Consider the following 17,360-nt stretch of genomic DNA (forward strand, 5'->3'; position numbering starts at 1 on the left):
CATGAGCAAGCTATACCGATCGACCCGCGATAAAATGGTCACCGGTTTGTGCGGCGGTCTGTCCGATACCTTTGGCATCGATTCCACGCTGCTGCGGATCCTGTTTTTGATCAGTATCCCATTTACCGGCGGGACCACGCTGTTCATCTACTTTATCGCGGCTTTGGTCATCCCTAAAGAACCTACGACACCTTTTAATCCATATGGACCGGGACCGGGGGCAGCTGGGGGCGGATACTACGGCAATAGTATGGGGTCCGGCAGCTACTACGGCAACGGTCAGCAAGGCAACGACGCTTATGGTGCCCAATCTTTTGACCCTAGAGCCAAATACAACGGTTCGCCTTACGGCGGAGGCAGACCGGGCGGATACAGCTCGTCCGCATCCGACCTGGACGCCATGATGGAAGATATCGAGAAGAAAGCCATGAAGAAAGAGCTTGAGGAATTGAAAAAAAAATTATCTAAGTACGAGAAGGGAGAAGTGTAAAACATGGGAGTATTTAAAAGAATTAAGGATATGACGAAAGCATCGGTGAACGAGGTATTGGATAAAGTTGAAGATCCGGTAATTATGCTGAACCAGTATCTGCGCGATATGGAGGCAGAAATCCATGACGCGGAAGTTACAGTAGCGAAGCAAATGGCCAATGAACGCCGCATGAAGCAGCGCGTGGAAGAAGCCGTGAAGATGGCCGGCCAACGTGAGGCACAAGCTGAACTGGCACTTCGTAACGGCCAGGAAGAAGTAGCGCGCAAGCTGCTCGAGGAAAAGATTTATTTTGACCAAAAACTGTCCGAGTACCAAGAACTGCACGCTCAATCCGAGGCACAAGCTAAAGAACTGGTACAGCAACTCCATGACATGAAAGACGAGTTCTACAAAATGCGCAACAAGCGCAATGAGCTCGTAGCCCGTGCGCAAATGGCGAAAGCCAAAAAGCAAATGTCTCAAATCAGCAGCCTGCATACGATCGAAAGCGGCAGCGCGTCCCTTGGATTCCACCGCATGGAAGAAAAGATCATGCAAATGGAAGCTGAAGCCGATGTGATGCGTGCCCCTTACCGTCCGGAAACAACATCCGCTTTCACCAGCCCGGTCGATGCGGAGAAGCAGCTGAAGGTGGAAGAACAGCTCAGCGCGCTGAAAAGCAAGCTGAACCCGCCGGCTGCCGCTCCTTCCAAATCGAATAAAGAATAAGTATTCAATTCTGCGGACAATATGATATGCTAGGAAGAATGGAATAAGGGCGCGAGACCTCATTCACATCTTCCTGGATCCCGGTGAAGCCATAAGGAGTGTGCCCGTCACAACCCTATGGCTTTTCCGGTCTTACTTTTCCGATAAACCAAGACATCATAAGGAGGTGCGGCATGGAAAAAAGAAATCGCTTCATTGCGCTGATTCTCATCGGGATCGGCCTCCTCATGCTCTTCGGCAGGTGGGTCGGCTTTTTTACCATCGTCGCCCTCTTATTCATTCTTATGGGAATTTATACGATTCGCGGCGGAAAAGTGAAGAGGGGCTACCGTCTCGTTGCGGTCGGAGCCATCCTGCTGCTGATTGATCATTTGCTGATCGTGCTGGGGATTGCGCTGATCTCCCTGGGATGGTTTTTTGTAAAGGCAAGGAAGGTACAAAACCGGGATGGGTACCTGCAGAAGCAGGGTTTTTCGGGTCATTACAATTGGGACCAGGTCCCTTGGGCTATGAGAAGCCAAAGCGTCTGGCATGTCATCAACGAAGCCGATCTGGATTTGTCGCTTGCGATCCCCGAGGAACACCGTACGGTGATGATGTTTCAAGGCATCATGGGGGATACGGACATTAAAATTCCGGAGTATTACGGGGTGGAGCTTGAAGTGTTCGTCCTGTTCGGGGCGATCGATTTCAGAGGGCACCGGGATAACGGCTTGATGAACCGTTTGAACTGGAAATCCCCTAATTATGAGACCAGCGAATACAAAGTTAAATTCCATATTTCCTACCTGGTAGGAGATGTTGATATTGATCTGTCATAGGAGGAGGGTTCCCTGATGAAAACCAGAAAACCGGCTAATATGGTCTCCCGGAGCATGGGCGAGGGGGCCCTTCTTTCTTTTGTTATGCTCCTGATCATTTTTTACGTACTTTATACATATGGTTATTTGGCCCCGTTTGATTCTTGGCAAAAAACGCTGCAGGCCGGTGCTACGCTGATCCTGGTTCCGATCGGTCTGGGAGCTATCTTCGGGTTCTATCAGAGCTATCGGGTAAAATTGAAGCTGGAACGGCTGCGGGAAACGCTGCTCTCCTGGGAAAAAGGGAACGTCGCCCGCTCCGTACCGGAGCTTGGCAGCGACGAGGTCGGGCGCCTTGGCGAGCAGCTTGGACGCATCAGCAAAAAGTGGGAGGAGCAGGTCAACTCCCTTCAGCGCTTATCCACGAATAATGCCCAGCTGGCCGAGCAGGCGCGGATATCCGCGATCGTAGAGGAGCGCCAGCGGCTGGCGCGGGAGCTGCATGATGCGGTATCCCAGCAGCTGTTTGCGATATCGATGACGGCGACGGCCGTGGGGAGGACGCTTGAGAAGGATTTTGACAAGGCCCAGCGCCAGGTGGCGCTCATCGAAGAAATGGCCGCCGTGGCCCAATCAGAAATGAGAGCGCTGCTGCTGCATCTCCGGCCGGTCTATCTGGAAGGCAAGCCGCTGGAGCAAGGCCTCGGCGAGCTGATCAAAGAGCTCAAAGTGAAGGTTCCGATGGAAATCGTGTTTGAGATGGACAAAGGCATCCACCTGGTAAAAGGAATCGAAAACCATCTGTTCCGCATCATCCAAGAGGCGATGTCTAACACGCTCCGGCATGCCAAAGCGGATAAGATGGAAATCCGGATTCACCAAAAGAAAGACATGGTCTGGGTCATGCTGCGTGACGACGGCCAGGGCTTTGAACTAAACGAGACAAAACAGGCTTCTTACGGCCTTTCCAATATGCAGGAACGCGTCAACGAAATCGGCGGATCGATCCAAATTATTACGGCGCCCGGCAAGGGAACACGTATCGAAATTACCGTGCCGATTGTATCTGAAGACAAAGCAGGGAGTGAGGATCTTGGAAATGGAAACACCCATGATTAAAGTGCTGCTCGTCGATGACCACGAGATGGTGCGGATCGGTCTGGCGGCCGTGCTGGGGACTGAGGACGGCATCGAAGTCGTCGGCGAGGCAGGCAGCGGGGAGGAAGGCATCCGCCTTGCCCGGGAATACAAACCCGACGTCGTCCTGATGGACCTGGTGATGGAGGGCATGGACGGGATTGAGGCGACGCGGCAGCTGCTGAAGCTGTACCCGGACTGCAAGGTGATCGTGCTGACAAGCTATTTGGACGACGAGAAAATGTACCCGGTTATCGAGGCTGGCGCATTCAGCTACCTGCTGAAGACGTCGCGCGCAAGCGAAATCGCCGACGCCATCCGCGCCGCGGCGCGCGGCCAATCGGTCTTGGAATCGCAGGTCGCCTCCAAGATGATGAACCGGTTCCGCCATCCGGAGGTGGAGGCCCCGGCGCACAAGGAGCTGACCGACCGCGAAATGGATGTGCTCCGCCTATTGGCGCAGGGCAAGTCCAACCAGGAAATCGCCGATGACCTCATCATTGGAATCAAAACGGTCAAGTTCCATGTGACGAACATCCTGGCGAAACTGGGCGTAGACGACCGCACGCAGGCGGCGATCTACGCTTACAAAAACGGTCTGGCGGAATAGTTAGGTTGAATCCAAAGCAAATCAGTCCATAGCAGATGAAAAGCCCCTGAGGAGCGGATAGCTTCCAGGGGCTTTTTTAGATCATAATGTGTAAGTTTTGAAGACCGCTAAATCAAAAACAGCAGCCCGAGGGTGGCCAGACTCAGCGCCAGGCCAGCTCCAAAGCCGAATCCATAGCCATACGGATAATAAGGATAGAAGGCGCGGACGTTGGCTTTTTGCGGAGCTTTGGCTACAGGCCCCTTTGCGCGTTTTTTATGGCCGCCCTTTACTTTGGCGCCGTGCAGCTGGGTGCCTTCCGGCCCGTTCAGAATAATATGGCCGTCTTTGCACTCGGTCAGCTTTCCGGTATATACTCTGCCGTCATACATACAGGCAGCGACCATTTTGCCGCAGTGCTGCCGAATATTTTCCTCTGTTAATGGGTAAATAGGGATCATGGAAGTGTGCGAACCTCCCTTATCATTTTTATTAACCAGTGTATTCATGGCCTATGGACGCGGCTATGGTCATTCACCCAATTTCGCCTATCGTTCGGCTTTAGGTATAATCGCCCCGGAAACGGACATCCTTTTAGTAGATTGATAGATTTCCTGGTGAAGGGATGTATGAGGGATGATGGCAGTCCGGAGATGGGCAGGTTTAGGTTTGGCGGTATGCATAGCGGCTTTGGTATGGATGGGGTATTTGTGGTACAGCGCGAATCAGACGTCGGCGCCGTCCCATCAGGATCCGGAAGAATTGCGCACCCTCTTGAAGCTGGGAAATGAAGTGGTAGACGTGCCGCAGCGTCTGGTTGTGAAGTGGCAGGGAGACTGGGAAGCCAACGGAAATCAAGATGCGTACGAGGCGGCTGAGGGGCTGTCCCAATCGCTGAATCTGCCGGGAGTACAGCAGCTGACGGAAGGCGGTCATTTGACGTACCGGGTCGTGGATACGAAAAATGGCGTTAACGTGCGGTTTAACTGGCAGGAGATTTCAGAGGATCGCAGTTATATTATTATTCAACTGGAGGCGGCTGGTGATGAGCAGCTGAGCGCCTTGACTGAACTCCAGTCGGAATACGGACAGGCATTGCACGAAAACGGCATCGATGCTGAATGGAATGCTTCTTTGCAGGGAACGGTTAAAGGGGAGCATACTGCCGGTTCGACCATGAAAGCGGTAGAGGATGGCATTTTCAGAAATATGGCGGCGACAAAAGCGGAATCCTACGAGGATGCGACTACGGTCAGCAACGCTTACGAGGTGCCTTCATTGCGGTCCGGCATTCAAAGCGGAGGGAAGGTTCTGAACATGCAGGTGGCGGTTCATGAGGATCAATCGACCGGCAGCAGCCGGGTGACGATCGGGCTTCCGGTCATTACGATTGAGTATTAGACCTGCCTGGCACGCGGAAAGAAATTTTTGATTTACCACGAAGTTAAACGGATAGCATCATGCTGATGAATGTGCTAAAATGACATCAATCATTTTATGCCACCAAATTATGGTGTAAAATCGGGATTTTGAAGAGACCAAAATACGACATAGAAAGAATGAGGAGCCATGACTGAAAATCAAAATCTTGAAGCACTCAAAACACCTGGTGCTGTATTTTTTATTTTCGGGGCAACCGGGGATTTGGCCAAACGCAAACTGTTTCCTGCCATTTATAGTTTGTACCGTGAAGGTAAATTAGCCGAGGATTTTGCGGTCATCGGCGTCGCGCGGCGTCCGCGTACCCAGGAGGAGTTCCGTGAGGACATCTTCCAGTCGATTCAGGAATTTTGCCGTTACAAGGCGGAGGACAACGACAATTGGAAGACGTTTGCGCAGCATTTTGAATATAAGTCCCTCGATATCAACAACGTCGACGGATTCCGTGAATTAAACGAACAGACGGTGAAGCTGGAGAAGCAGTTCGGCATTCCGGGCAACCGCCTGTTCTACCTGGCCCTGGCGCCGGAGCTGTTCGGCAGCGTATCGTTTAACCTGCAAAAGGGCGGCATGCTGGATGCCGAAGGCTGGAACCGCCTCGTCATCGAGAAGCCGTTCGGCTACGATCTGAAATCGGCTGAAGAGCTGAACGAACAGATTCGCCAGGTCTTTAAGGAAGAAGAGATTTACCGGATCGACCACTACCTGGGCAAGGAAATGGTGCAGAATATCGAAGTCATCCGATTCGCCAACGCGTTTTTCGAGCCGCTGTGGAACAACAAGCATATTGCCAACGTGCAGATTACGCTGAGCGAAACCGTCGGTGTTGAAGAGCGCGGAGGGTACTACGACCATGCCGGCGCACTCCGGGATATGGGACAAAACCATATGCTGCAGATGCTGACGATGATCGCGATGGAGCCGCCGAGCCGCCTGCTGCCGGAGGACATCCGTGACGAGAAGGTGAAGGTGCTCCGTTCGCTCCGGCCTTACGAGACAGCGGAAGAAGTGAAGAAGAATGTCATCCGCGGCCAGTACATCAAGGGCTCTGCCCGTGGTAAGGACCTGCCAGCCTATCGTGAGGAGGACAAGGTCGACCCGAATTCCAATACGGAAACGTATTTTGCGGCACGGCTGTTCGTGGATAATTTCCGCTGGGCGGGCGTACCATTCTATATCCGGACAGGCAAACGCCTCCCGGTCAAAACGACGGAAATCGTCGTGGAATTCAAGAGCATGCCGAACAACGTGTATTTGGGTAAAAAATACAAGCTCGAACCGAACCTGCTGGTTATCCGGGTGAACCCGATGGAAGGCATCTACGTAAAGATCAACGCGAAGAAGCCGGGCTCCGAAAATGAAATCGAGCCGCTCGCGATGGACTTCTGCCAGAGCTGCATGGTCGGCATCAACTCGCCTGAAGCGTATGAGCGTCTGCTGCATGATGCAGCCCGCGGCGAATCGACGTATTTCACCCGCTGGGATGAAGTGGCGTCGGCCTGGTCCTTCGTCGATAAAATCGCCGAAGCCTGGGCGCAAAATCAGGGTGATATCTCTTATTATCCTGCCGGGTCCTGGGGACCGAAGGAAACGGACGAACTGCTGAAAGCGGACGGCTTCCACTGGTGGCCGGTGAACGGCCAGGAAGAGGACAACGTCGTGTGGCAGATTGGCAAATAAAACCGTTGTGCCGGTGCTTGCCTTATGTTTCACTAAAGACATAGCCTGAAATGAAATCATCCTCATGCAGCCTCTGCATGGGGGTGATTTGCGTAGAGAATGTGATACAATAATAGACATGACTTTAGTGATGAAGGGAATAGTGAAATGAGCAAAGCGATAGATGATACGCTGCAGCAGGAAGTGGAGAAGCGCCGGACGTTCGCGATTATCTCCCACCCGGACGCAGGTAAAACAACATTAACGGAGAAGCTGCTCTTGTTCGGCGGCGCGATCCGGCTGGCTGGTACGGTCAAAGCGCGCAAAGCGAGCAAGCACGCGACCAGTGACTGGATGGAAATCGAGAAGCAGCGGGGGATTTCGGTTACTTCGTCGGTGATGCAGTTCGACTATAACGGACATCGGGTCAACATTCTGGACACCCCGGGTCACCAGGACTTCAGTGAAGATACGTACCGTACGCTGACCGCTGCCGACAGCGCCGTCATGCTGATCGACGTGGCCAAAGGGGTCGAGGCGCAGACGATCAAGCTATTCCAGGTTTGCGCGAAGCGGGGCATTCCGATTTTTACGTTTATTAACAAGCTCGACCGGGAAGGCCGGAGTCCGTTCGACCTGATGGAGGAGCTGGAGCAGGTGCTTGGCATCCGCTCTGTGCCGATGAACTGGCCGATCGGTACCGGACGCGAGCTGTGCGGTGTCTACGACCGCATGAAGAATCAGGTCGAGCTGTTCCAGGGGAACGACCACTCGACCATTCAGGTACAGAAGGTGGAGGACTATAACGACCCGGTTATCCGTGAGATGGCGGGGGATTACCTGCACGATCAGCTGTGCCAGGACCTGGAGCTGCTGGACGTAGCGGGGGACCAATTTGACCTGGAAAAGGTACAAAAGGGCGAACTGACGCCGCTGTTCTTCGGCAGTGCGATCAACAACTTCGGGGTGCAGACGTTCCTGGAGAACTTCCTGCAGCTGGCCCCGCCGCCGGAGCCGCGCCGCAGCACCGCTGGGTTGATCGAGCCGACGAACGAGAAGTTCTCGGGATACATTTTCAAAATCCAGGCGAACATGAACCCGGCGCACCGGGACCGCATCGCCTTCATGCGGATCGTGTCCGGCAAGTTCCAGCGCGGCATGACCGTCAAGCATGTGCGGGTCGGCAAGGACATCAAGCTGTCGCAGCCGCAGCAGTTCCTGGCACAGGACCGCGACATCGTCGATGAGGCGTATCCTGGCGATATCGTCGGGCTGTTTGACCCGGGCATTTTCCGGATCGGCGACTCGCTGAGCCAAGGCAGCGAAATCGTCTTTGACGAGCTGCCGACGTTCTCGCCGGAGATTTTCTCCAAGGTAACGGTCAAGAACGCCCTGAAGCACAAGCAGTACCAGAAGGGCATCGACCAGCTGACGGAGGAAGGGACCATTCAGGTGTTCCATACGGTCAGCTTCGACGATACGATTCTCGGCGTTGTCGGCCAGCTGCAGTTCGAAGTATTCGAATACCGGATGAAAGGCGAGTACGGCGTGGATGTGCAGCTGCAGCGGATGCCGTACCAGTTCGCCCGCTGGATCGTGGACGACCAGATCGATCCGAGCAAATTCCGCATCAACTCGACGCTGGTGAAGGATAAGAAGGGCAACTATGTCGTGCTGTTCGAAAACGAATATGCGATGCGGACCGCGATGGAAAAAAATCCGACCGCGAAGTTTTTGGAGACGGCTCCTTAAGTCTGATGAAGCTTCTGTAATATAGGAAATACCCCTCAGCTGTTTCCCAGCGGAGGGGTATTTGTCGTTGCGGTAAAAGCACCGGCGTCTTTGTTAAGTCAATGGACCCGGCTTAATCGTCTTGAGGTGCTCATGAGCCACATGGACGAGCTCGTTCTGCTGCTTCGTGTCGATATTTTTCCACATCATCTCAAAGATCGCTCCGAGGCCAGGGAGCGCCTGCTCCGGACCGTCGACGGATCCTTCAATCATTTCACGAAGCTCGGCTTCATTGGAATCATGGACCTTATGGACAATGGCTTGGCGCAGGTCGAGAAGAATTGACATGATCGTTTTCCCTCCAGGCTAAAAAGTATGAACCCTTCACGTCAGAGCCGCCCGCTCCGTATATCGGTGCGAACGACGTCCCGCTTCCCAGGGCTCAGTCTGAATTGTAATGATATTCTTTAGTAATGTGCCCCGAGGCAGGTGGCAAAATTCAAGTTTTTCACCTGCTGTGATATAATAATCAGGATAGACTTCTTATAGTCGTGGAGGTTAACATATGGCAAAAAAGCAGTACGCCGTCATCGGTATGGGGCGCTTTGGCTCCAGTGTTGCAAACACACTGAGCGAGATGGGGTTTGACGTGCTTGCCATCGATTCGGATGAACAGCGCACCCAGGCGGTATCGAATATGGTTACGCATGCCGTATCAGCGGATTCAACGGATGAAGAGGCGCTTCGTGCCCTGGGCATCCGCAATTTTGACGTGGTGGTTGTCGCCATCGGCGAAGACATCCAATCCAGTATTTTGACGACGCTCATCCTGAAGGATCTTGGGGTCGGAACGATTATCGTCAAGGCGCAAAATGAACTGCACGGCAAGGTTTTACAAAAGATCGGCGCCGATAAAGTGATTTTTCCGGAGCGGGATATGGGCATGCGCGTCGCCCACCATCTCACTTCGCCGAATATTTTGGATTACATCGAGATTTCCGAAGACTACAGCATTTTGGAATTAAAGGCTTCGCAGGACATGGTCGGCAAAAACTTGAGGGAGCTCGACATTCGCGCCCGCTTCGGCTGCAACGTCATGGCGATCAAGCACGGTACAAAGATGGATATTTCGCCGTATGCCGATGCCCCGCTGAGCGAAGACGACGTACTCGTTATCGTCGGCGAGAAAAGCGATTTGACCAAGCTGGAGCTGGCTTATCCGAAATGATCCGATCCTCAGCGCGGGAGGACCTCGTGCTGGGGCAGAGGAGCAGTTTGACAGATGAATCATGAGAAGGACGGTTAAGGATGGACATCATTTCACCGCAAAATCCCCGGGTCAAGGAATGGGCACAGCTGCTCGAGAAGAAGCACCGGGACAAGCAGCATAAATTTATCATCGAGGGCATTCATCTCGTGCAGGAGGCGCTGACGGCCGGGGCAGACCTGGAATGCGTCGCGTTTGACCTGGAGCAGGGGATTCCGTCCGAGCTTGCCCACCTGGCCGGCGGGGAATCTGCGGAGTGGATCGGCGTATCGCCTGCGGTAATCGCGAAGTGTACGGATACCAAAACGCCGCAGCCGGTCTTTGCCGTTGCCCGGAAGCCCAAATCCGCGGCAGGTCTTGACGCCCTGATGAGCCGGGAGGGCAGCCTGGTCATCGTCCTGGACGGCGTGCAGGACCCCGGCAATGTCGGGACAATCATCCGCAGTGCCGATGCGGCGGGGGCGGACGGGGTCATTCTGGGGCGCGGGTCGGCCGACCTGTACAATCCGAAGACGATCCGCTCGACCATGGGGTCGCTGTTCCATTTACCCGTGGTGGAGGGTGATTTGATGGAGATCCTGCCGGAGGCGAAGCGGAGCGGCGCGCGGGTGATCAGCACCAGCCTGCAGGCGCAGGACACGTGCTACAGCTACGATTTCCGGCGGGGCTCCTGCTGGCTGCTCGTCGGCAACGAAGCCAAAGGGGTGTCGGAGCAGGCGCAGCAGCTGGTGGATGACGCGCTCATCATTCCGATGCGGGGGCAGGCCGAGTCGCTCAACGTGGCGATGGCTTCGACGCTGATGCTGTTCGAGGCGATGCGGCAGCGGCATTTTGCTTGAACCCGCCTGCTCGTGAAAATAAAAATAAAAGGCAATTCCGATCGGTATGCGATGCGGAGCTGCCTTTTTTGCGTTTCATTACACGCCCGAATAGGCCATAAATCCGCCGTCAACGGGCACCACCGTGCCGGTGACAAAGCCCGAGGTGGTGTCGTCCACCAGCCAGAGCAGGGTGCCCAGCAGGTCTTCCGGAACGCCGAACCGGCGCATCGGCGTGTGGCTGATGATTTTATGGGAACGTTCGGTCAGGGACCCGTCCTCGTTCGTCAGCAGTTTCCGGTTCTGTTCCGTCAGGAAAAAGCCGGGGGCAATGGCGTTGACCCGGATGCCCGATTCGGCAAGGTGAACCGCCAGCCACTGAGTGAAGTTGTTAATCGCGGCTTTGGCTGCGCTGTACGCGGGCACTTTGGTCATAGGACTCGGTGCGCTCATGGAAGATATGTTCAGCACAACCGCACCGGGACGGCCGATCATCTGCCCGGCAAAGACCTGGGTCGGAATGAGGGTGCCGATCATATTGAGGCCGAGCACGTTCTGGAATCCCTGGATGCTGAGATCAAAAAACGTCGTGATCCCTGGCTGTCCAAGGTGCTCCGACTTATAGATCTCTTCCGTCGTGTTAGCACTGGGATGATTTCCACCCGCTCCGTTTATCAGGATGTCGCACGGGCCGAGGGTCTCGCGGACCTGGCGCTCCGCCGCCTGCACGCTGCCGAGCTCCATCACGTCGCAGGCCACGGCAAGCGCCTGACCGCCCGCCTCGCGGATTTGCCGGGCAACGGCTTCGCCCTTTTCCCCCGTCCGGTTCAAAATCGCGACCTTCACCCCTTGGCGTCCGAGCTCCAGCGCCATCGCGCTGCAGAGAACCCCGGACCCGCCGGTAACAACGGCTGTTTTTCCGTGCAGGGCAGGGTGGTTAGGCAATGCTTTCATGCGTATCCCTCTTTTCTGCGGTAGGTTGAAGCTTCTGGTAGGCGTCCCACAGCCCCCACAGATACATAATACCCATGGCGCGGTCATACAGGCCGTATCCCGGCCGGCACTGCTCGCCCCATAAATGTCTGCCGTGGTCCGGGCGGGCATAACCGGTAAAGCCGGTGTCATGATATGCCTTGACGATGCCCGCGATATCGACGGTGCCGTCCTGCGTCCGGTGCGAAGTCTCAATAAAGTCGCCGTTCTCATACACGCGCACATTGCGGATATGGGCAAAAGGAATCCGGTCTGCAAACTCATGGATCATGGCGATGATGTCGTTGTCCGGATTGGCCCCCAGGGAGCCGCTGCACAGCGTAATGCCATTGGACGGGCTGTCCACAAGGGAGAGCAGACGCCGCAGGCTGTCCTGGCCGGTAATAATACGCGGCAGCCCGAAAATCGACCATGGCGGATCGTCCGGGTGGATGGCCATCGTAATGCCGCAGCGATCCGCGGTTGGAATGACCGCCTCCAGGAAATAGGCGAGATGGTCCCATAGGTCCTCTGAAGTCACATTCCGATAGGCCTCAAACAGGGAGGTCAGATGCGCAAGACGTTCGGGTTCCCAGCCGGGCATCGTCAGGGAGCTGTTCTGGTTGATCGTCTGCACAAGGTCGAACGGGTCAATGCCGTGGATTTTGGATTTTTCAAAAAAGAGTGCCGTGGAGCCGTCCTCCAGCCGCTTGTAGAGTTCCGTCCGGGCCCAGTCGAACACCGGCATAAAGTTGTAACAAATCACTTTCACGCCGACCTGCGCCAGCTTTTCGATCGTTTTGATGTAATTGTCGATATACTTGTCCCGTGTCGGCAGGCCCAGCTTAATATCCTCATGGACGTTAACGCTTTCCACCACGTCAATATGAAGGTGTTGTGCTGCAGCTTGATCCCGAACAGCGATGATCTTCTCCATCGGCCATTCGTCTCCGGCCGGGACGTCATGAAGCGCCCACACGATCCCTTCGACACCGGGAATTTGTTTGATATGATCCAGCGAAACCGTATCATTGCCTTCGCCGAACCAACGGAATACCATACGCAATCCCATACACCGCCTTGTCATTATGTTGTTTTGCAGAAAGAAGCTGCTGCCATTTCATCGGCACTATTGCCGGTACCGGTATGGCATGCTCCGGCGGCCTTGCTACACAGGCCAGCATGACTTACTTGAAATATTCCGGGTAGCGCTGTTTCAGGACCGGGAGGTTCGAAATGCTGAGGGTTAGATGCTCCTTCATGATCCGTTCGGCGAGGTCCGCATTCCGGCTGCGGATGGCTTGGATCATTTCCCGGTGCTGCTCAAACAGGTTCCCCCAGTGCGGATCCAGCGACAGCCATAACACGCGGGTGCGGTTCAGATGCGCGTTCATCTGCTGAATGACGTTCCATGTGCCCATTTTCCGGACGCCCTCAAACAGGATGCGGTGAAAAGCCTCGTCGAGCTCAAACATTCGCTTGCCGTCAAGCTGCTTCATGCTCTCCTGCTGCATCACGAGATTGTTCTCCATCTCCTGCAGCTTGTCTGCGGGAAAGGACTCGCAGGCGAGACGGATGACGGCCTTCTCCAGCTGCTCGCGCATGAACCGGGCTTCCTCCACCATGTCCGGATCGATCAGCGAGACACGGGTTCCCCTTTGAGGCAGCACCAGCAGCAGGCCTTCCTGGGCCAGGCGTACGAAGCTCTCCCGAACCGGCGTCCGGCTGACGTGGAAGGTCAGGGACGTTTCTTTCTCGGACAGGGCCGTACCCGGGGGAAGCTCCAGACTGACAATTTGCTGCTTGAGCTGTTGGTACACGAGATTTCCGGCTGAACCGGATTGGAGCATAGTTTCATCCATTTCATGGATACCTCCTGACACTTCCATACTACCATACAAGTATGGCAGACGAAATGAAAATTTGTGACTGACCGACCTGGATATTTGAATGAAAAGCCAATATAATGCAGGCCCATAGGATTCGGCAGGTTCTACAAGCTCTGAAAACCCGTCATGGTACAGGTTTGAGAGCCGGGTACAGGACAGAAAAAAGCCGGCGGACAAGTCCGTCGGCTTTTTAATCTGGCATAGCGCTGAATACGAATCGTGCGGGCATGAATCTTCTGTGTTCATGGTGGTAGGTCGGCTAGCCGCAGATTTCCGGGCTTACAGCGTTCGGTTATTTTACCGGCTGCGTAATGATCCGGTCCACGATGCCGTATTCCAGCGCTTCCTGGGCGGTGAGGAAGAAGTCGCGATTGGTATCCTTCTCAATGCGTTCGAGCGGCTGTCCGGTTCTCTCCGCGATAAAATCGTTGATCTTGCTTCGCAGCTTCAATATCCGGCGCGCCGTGATATCGATATCGGCAGCGGGGCCTTGGGCTCCGCCGAGCGGCTGATGCAGCATGAACTCGCTGTTGGGAAGGGCATAACGCATGCCCTTTTCCCCGGCAAGGAAGAGCACCGCACCCATGGATGCGGCAAGGCCCATGCAGATCGTGGTGACCTTCGGCTTGATGTAGTCCATGGTGTCCAAAATGGCATAGCCTGCCGAGGTAGAGCCCCCTGGGCTGTTGATATACAGGGAAATATCCTTCTCCGGATCGTCGGCGGCCAGGAACAGCAGCTGTGCGATGATGCTGTTGGCCACCACGTCGTTCACTTCGGAACCGAGAAAAATAATCCGGTCCTTCAAAAGACGTGAATAAATATCATAGGAACGCTCGCCAAGCCGGCTTTGTTCCACAACGTAAGGAATTGTGTTCATGTTCATGGCCTCCTTTATATGGGAAGGCACAAGGATCTACGCCGCACAGCGCAGGGACATACCCCTTCCGGAGGACATCCGTGTCCGGCCGAAACCGACCACGGGGGCCCGGTCCGTTGCCGGCTGCAGAGCTTCCATTAGGCGCTGGAGCAGCTCAGGCTTCTCCTGCCGGATGGCGGTCAGCAGGATATGGCGAAACTCCTCCTGCTCGACGTCCTTCCAGTGCGGGTCCGGTGAAATGGCTTCGCCGGTGTCTCCGCTGAGGTTGCGGCGCGCCCTGTGCAGCAGTGATTTGACTGTCGTTTCATTCAGTTCCAGCATGCTGGCGATATCCGACACCCGGCTCTCAAACACGTCCTTCAGCACGAACACCAGCAGCTGCTTTGGCGTCAGCTTCTCCATCAAGGTGTCGAGCCCGGACAGAAGCGTATCGATCGGGTGATCGGTTGATTGCAGCTCAACCATCGGTTCGGCCGACTCACGCGACCTTTTACGGACGAGATCGATCCAATGGTTGCGGGCAATGGTCATCATAAGCGGCAGGCTGGGCTGCCGCGGAGAAGACGGGTCTTTCAGGCAGAAGCGCAGCGTTTTATCGATGGTGTCATGTGCCAGATCTTCGGCATCCCAGCGGTTGCGGGTGACGCTCAGGCAGAATTTTTTCAAGCTTGGGTACAGCTCCGAAATATCCTCGCGATGATATCCGGTGTCATGGAATTGACGGATTAACATGTTAATCACACTCCTGTAGAGGCCTCTATAGAAATAACGTTTGAACAGGGGGAAAAGGATACGGGATGCTCATTTTTTTAAAAATAACATGTTGAAAGGGGATTACGATCTTCCTCTAATGTTGATACCAGTATAACAAAATACGTAAGTGGCTGCTCCTTGGCAGGAGTGGGGCTTGCTCTTCTTTTTTGCCAAGCCCGGGCATATGCTGATAAGGTAACCTACGGCTTCGAAGGAGGGGTTCCGGCATGAAAAGAAGGGCCAGATGGCGCAGCAGAGGGGCGAGCAGGCCCCGGAGCCGGCGGAGGGTATGGCTGATCGGTGCATTGGTTTTTCTCATACTTATGCTCCAGGGCTTCGCCTATGTCGAAAATCATCTGAAGCCGCCCATCATGTACCTGGCCAAAATCCGCATGAAGCAGATTGCGACCGACGCCATTAACGAAGCGGTGGCTGCGCAGGTGGCGGAGGGCGAGAACGCGGATGACCTGATCGATTGGAAAATGGATACGTCCGGCAAAGTGTCCGGCTTTATGCTGAATTACGCAGAGCATATGAAAATTACCTCAAGCACCTTTAAGGTGGTTCAGTCCACACTGGAGGACAAACATAAGCTGGCCGAGAGCATTCCGCTGGGCCAGGCGCTCGGCAGCCCGATCATTGCATCCTTCGGCCCCAATATTCCGATTCGGGTCGAGCCTCAAGGTGCGGTCAAGGTAGATCTGAAAACGAGAGAAAAAGATGCGGGGATCAATATGGTGCTCGTGGAGATTTACATTCATGTAACGGTCGAAGTGGGAGTCGTCGTGCCGTTCGACATGGAGCCGGAAATCGTCGATACGGAAATCCCGGTCTCTTACCTGATGGTCGTCGGCAACGTGCCGATGTATTATTACGACAGCAAGGGCACGCCGGTCGGGGAGAACGGGGCCGCGGCGCCAAGCATCGCGCTGCCCGGAGCCGGAGTGCAAAGCCAGCAAGGCGGAAGCCCAGCCGCCGTTACCCCGCCCAGCATCCATCCGGGAGGGGAAAACCTCGGAACAACGGATTCGACGAGCGGGGTCACGGGGGAGGCAGGGAAGCACTAAACGGCCTGGTATAGCAATATGAAAAAAGGGACCTCCCGAACACGCGGTTCAGGAGGATCCCTTTTTCTGTTTCAGCGCTTTGCGCTCTTCCATTTCCCAGTGGCGGAGGGATGGATAAGGGTCGAACGACCATTCGACCAGGCCGCTGTCACGGTAGATGCCGTAGTGCAGATGCGGAGGGAATTTACCTTGCGTGCCGGGTTTCCCGTAGCCGGAGCTGCCGACCCAGCCGATCGTTTGTCCTGGTGTGACGATATCCCCCTGCTTGATGGACTTTTCAAACCCCTGCAGATGAGCGTAGTAATGGTAATGGTTGTCCAAATCCCGGATGCCGATGCGCCAACCGCCGAACGGGTTCCACCCCTTGAGCTCAACTACGCCATAGCAGGTGCTTCGTACGGGAACGCCGTAGTTCGCAAAGATGTCCGTGCCTTCATGGATCCTGTAACCTCCCCAGCTCCGCCCGCTTCCCCAGGTGCTCCGGTACGAATAGCTGCTGCCGATGGGGAGAGGGAAGGCATGCCCGGATAAATCCAGCGTGTCGAATTTTTCATACAGCTTGGAGAATTGTTCGATCCGTTGAACCGAGCGGCTGTTATGGTAATATTCCCACATCGCGATGTTGAAATCTTCCTGTGATTTGCCGTACCGCTGCAAATAATTCGCCATGCTGTACAGCACATCAAGGTCGTTGTCGGGATCTGCCCGCCCGTCGCCGGAGCCGTCGCGGCCGTACCCGTTGAAGATGGAAATGGACCGCGGGTTATGATCGTTCAATTCCGGATTGAACACTCCCGACCAGGCCGGTTCCGTAATGAGGATGCCGGTGAGGCGCTCCGGGTGCTTGCGATCCTTTGGATGGGCTTTGGTCAAGGTCCGTTCGTACTGGTCGATCGCGGCAATTCTGTACCAAGGGATGTTGGTGGCCTTGCTGATCTTCGCATAAAGTGCCTTTCTGGACTCCAGGATTTCTGTCCGGCTCAGCTGGTCCAGCGACTTGGCGGCTTGGTTAGGATCCGGAGCCGCCGGCTCCGCGTCCACCTTGCCGGTAAGGTGAAAGCAACCCAGCAGCAGCGCCGATGCGAGTACACCTGTCAGCGAACGTTTGAGCCACCGTGTGTGCGGAACAATGTATTTCATCGGTTCTCTACCTCCTG

Annotated in this window: 19 protein-coding genes; 11 read left to right on the top strand and 8 right to left on the bottom strand. The window is 55.0% G+C overall.

The features are described 5' to 3' along the window. Position 1 precedes the first annotated feature (1 nt). The 5 genes from MKY74_RS07515 (at position 2) to MKY74_RS07535 (ending at position 3,748) form a co-directional block, all read left to right on the top strand. A complete protein-coding gene (locus MKY74_RS07515; RefSeq protein ID WP_076175187.1) occupies positions 2-490 on the top strand; it encodes a PspC domain-containing protein in 489 nt (162 codons plus the stop codon). 3 nt (positions 491-493) lie between these two features. Continuing rightward, entirely contained in the window at positions 494-1,201 is a 708-nt protein-coding gene (locus MKY74_RS07520; RefSeq protein WP_076175185.1) for a PspA/IM30 family protein, read from the top strand. A 173-nt stretch (positions 1,202-1,374) separates the two neighbouring features. After that, positions 1,375-2,022 (top strand): cell wall-active antibiotics response protein LiaF, encoded by a 648-nt coding sequence (gene liaF, locus MKY74_RS07525; protein ID WP_076175183.1) that lies wholly within the window; start codon positions 1,375-1,377, stop codon positions 2,020-2,022. 15 nt (positions 2,023-2,037) lie between these two features. Further along, positions 2,038-3,120: a sensor histidine kinase gene (locus tag MKY74_RS07530; RefSeq protein WP_076175181.1), complete on the top strand. Its 1,083-nt coding sequence runs from the start codon at positions 2,038-2,040 to the stop codon at positions 3,118-3,120. Continuing rightward, on the top strand, positions 3,101-3,748 hold the full coding sequence (locus MKY74_RS07535; protein WP_076175243.1) for a response regulator transcription factor: 648 nt from the start codon (positions 3,101-3,103) through the stop codon (positions 3,746-3,748). The genes MKY74_RS07530 and MKY74_RS07535 overlap by 20 nt, the downstream gene beginning before the upstream one ends. 107 nt (positions 3,749-3,855) lie before the next feature. Here the strand turns inward: MKY74_RS07535 and MKY74_RS07540 are convergent, their stop codons facing one another. Then, positions 3,856-4,188 carry a hypothetical protein gene (locus tag MKY74_RS07540; RefSeq protein ID WP_076175179.1) on the bottom strand — a complete coding sequence of 111 codons (333 nt, stop codon included), beginning with the start codon at positions 4,186-4,188 and terminating at the stop codon, positions 3,856-3,858. A 175-nt stretch (positions 4,189-4,363) separates the two neighbouring features. Here MKY74_RS07540 and MKY74_RS07545 point away from each other — a divergent pair, with 175 nt between their 5' ends. The 3 genes from MKY74_RS07545 to MKY74_RS07555 all read left to right on the top strand — a co-directional run bounded on the left by MKY74_RS07545 (position 4,364) and on the right by MKY74_RS07555 (position 8,578). Then, positions 4,364-5,128 carry a YwmB family TATA-box binding protein gene (locus tag MKY74_RS07545; RefSeq protein ID WP_076175177.1) on the top strand — a complete coding sequence of 255 codons (765 nt, stop codon included), beginning with the start codon at positions 4,364-4,366 and terminating at the stop codon, positions 5,126-5,128. A gap of 168 nt (positions 5,129-5,296) precedes the next feature. Continuing rightward, on the top strand, positions 5,297-6,847 hold the full coding sequence (gene zwf / locus MKY74_RS07550) for a glucose-6-phosphate dehydrogenase (RefSeq protein WP_076175175.1): 1,551 nt from the start codon (positions 5,297-5,299) through the stop codon (positions 6,845-6,847). Between the two features lie 147 nt (positions 6,848-6,994). Further along, entirely contained in the window at positions 6,995-8,578 is a 1,584-nt protein-coding gene (locus MKY74_RS07555) for a peptide chain release factor 3 (RefSeq protein WP_076175173.1), read from the top strand. Positions 8,579-8,671: 93 nt separating this feature from the next. On the opposite strand, the gene MKY74_RS07560 is transcribed toward MKY74_RS07555, so the two are convergent. Further along, entirely contained in the window at positions 8,672-8,905 is a 234-nt protein-coding gene (locus MKY74_RS07560; RefSeq protein WP_076175171.1) for a small acid-soluble spore protein SspI, read from the bottom strand. A 217-nt stretch (positions 8,906-9,122) separates the two neighbouring features. Here MKY74_RS07560 and MKY74_RS07565 point away from each other — a divergent pair, with 217 nt between their 5' ends. Together MKY74_RS07565 and MKY74_RS07570 are read left to right on the top strand one after the other, a co-directional pair. Continuing rightward, positions 9,123-9,785: a potassium channel family protein gene (locus tag MKY74_RS07565; protein WP_076175169.1), complete on the top strand. Its 663-nt coding sequence runs from the start codon at positions 9,123-9,125 to the stop codon at positions 9,783-9,785. Between the two features lie 80 nt (positions 9,786-9,865). After that, entirely contained in the window at positions 9,866-10,663 is a 798-nt protein-coding gene (locus MKY74_RS07570; RefSeq protein ID WP_076175167.1) for a TrmH family RNA methyltransferase, read from the top strand. 78 nt (positions 10,664-10,741) lie between these two features. On the opposite strand, the gene MKY74_RS07575 is transcribed toward MKY74_RS07570, so the two are convergent. The 5 genes from MKY74_RS07575 to MKY74_RS07595 form a co-directional block, all read right to left on the bottom strand. After that, positions 10,742-11,596: an SDR family oxidoreductase gene (locus MKY74_RS07575; RefSeq protein ID WP_076175165.1), complete on the bottom strand. Its 855-nt coding sequence runs from the start codon at positions 11,594-11,596 to the stop codon at positions 10,742-10,744. Further along, complete coding sequence (gene uxuA / locus MKY74_RS07580; RefSeq protein WP_076175163.1) at positions 11,580-12,680, bottom strand: mannonate dehydratase; 1,101 nt, start codon at positions 12,678-12,680, stop codon at positions 11,580-11,582. Before uxuA ends, MKY74_RS07575 begins: the two co-directional genes overlap by 17 nt. Positions 12,681-12,801: 121 nt before the next feature. Further along, positions 12,802-13,476: a GntR family transcriptional regulator gene (locus MKY74_RS07585; RefSeq protein WP_076175161.1), complete on the bottom strand. Its 675-nt coding sequence runs from the start codon at positions 13,474-13,476 to the stop codon at positions 12,802-12,804. A 319-nt stretch (positions 13,477-13,795) separates the two neighbouring features. Next, on the bottom strand, positions 13,796-14,389 hold the full coding sequence (gene clpP, locus MKY74_RS07590) for an ATP-dependent Clp endopeptidase proteolytic subunit ClpP (protein WP_256993080.1): 594 nt from the start codon (positions 14,387-14,389) through the stop codon (positions 13,796-13,798). A gap of 30 nt (positions 14,390-14,419) precedes the next feature. Beyond that, on the bottom strand, positions 14,420-15,115 hold the full coding sequence (locus tag MKY74_RS07595; protein ID WP_076175156.1) for a sigma-70 family RNA polymerase sigma factor: 696 nt from the start codon (positions 15,113-15,115) through the stop codon (positions 14,420-14,422). A gap of 248 nt (positions 15,116-15,363) precedes the next feature. Here MKY74_RS07595 and yunB point away from each other — a divergent pair, with 248 nt between their 5' ends. Further along, positions 15,364-16,203: a sporulation protein YunB gene (gene yunB, locus MKY74_RS07600; protein WP_076175154.1), complete on the top strand. Its 840-nt coding sequence runs from the start codon at positions 15,364-15,366 to the stop codon at positions 16,201-16,203. Positions 16,204-16,251: 48 nt separating this feature from the next. On the opposite strand, the gene MKY74_RS07605 is transcribed toward yunB, so the two are convergent. Beyond that, positions 16,252-17,343: a M23 family metallopeptidase gene (locus tag MKY74_RS07605; RefSeq protein WP_076175152.1), complete on the bottom strand. Its 1,092-nt coding sequence runs from the start codon at positions 17,341-17,343 to the stop codon at positions 16,252-16,254. Positions 17,344-17,360: the final 17 nt, after the last annotated feature.

The organism is Paenibacillus sp. FSL R5-0378, from assembly GCF_038009285.1.
Lineage (GTDB): Bacteria > Bacillota > Bacilli > Paenibacillales > Paenibacillaceae > Paenibacillus_AQ > Paenibacillus_AQ favisporus.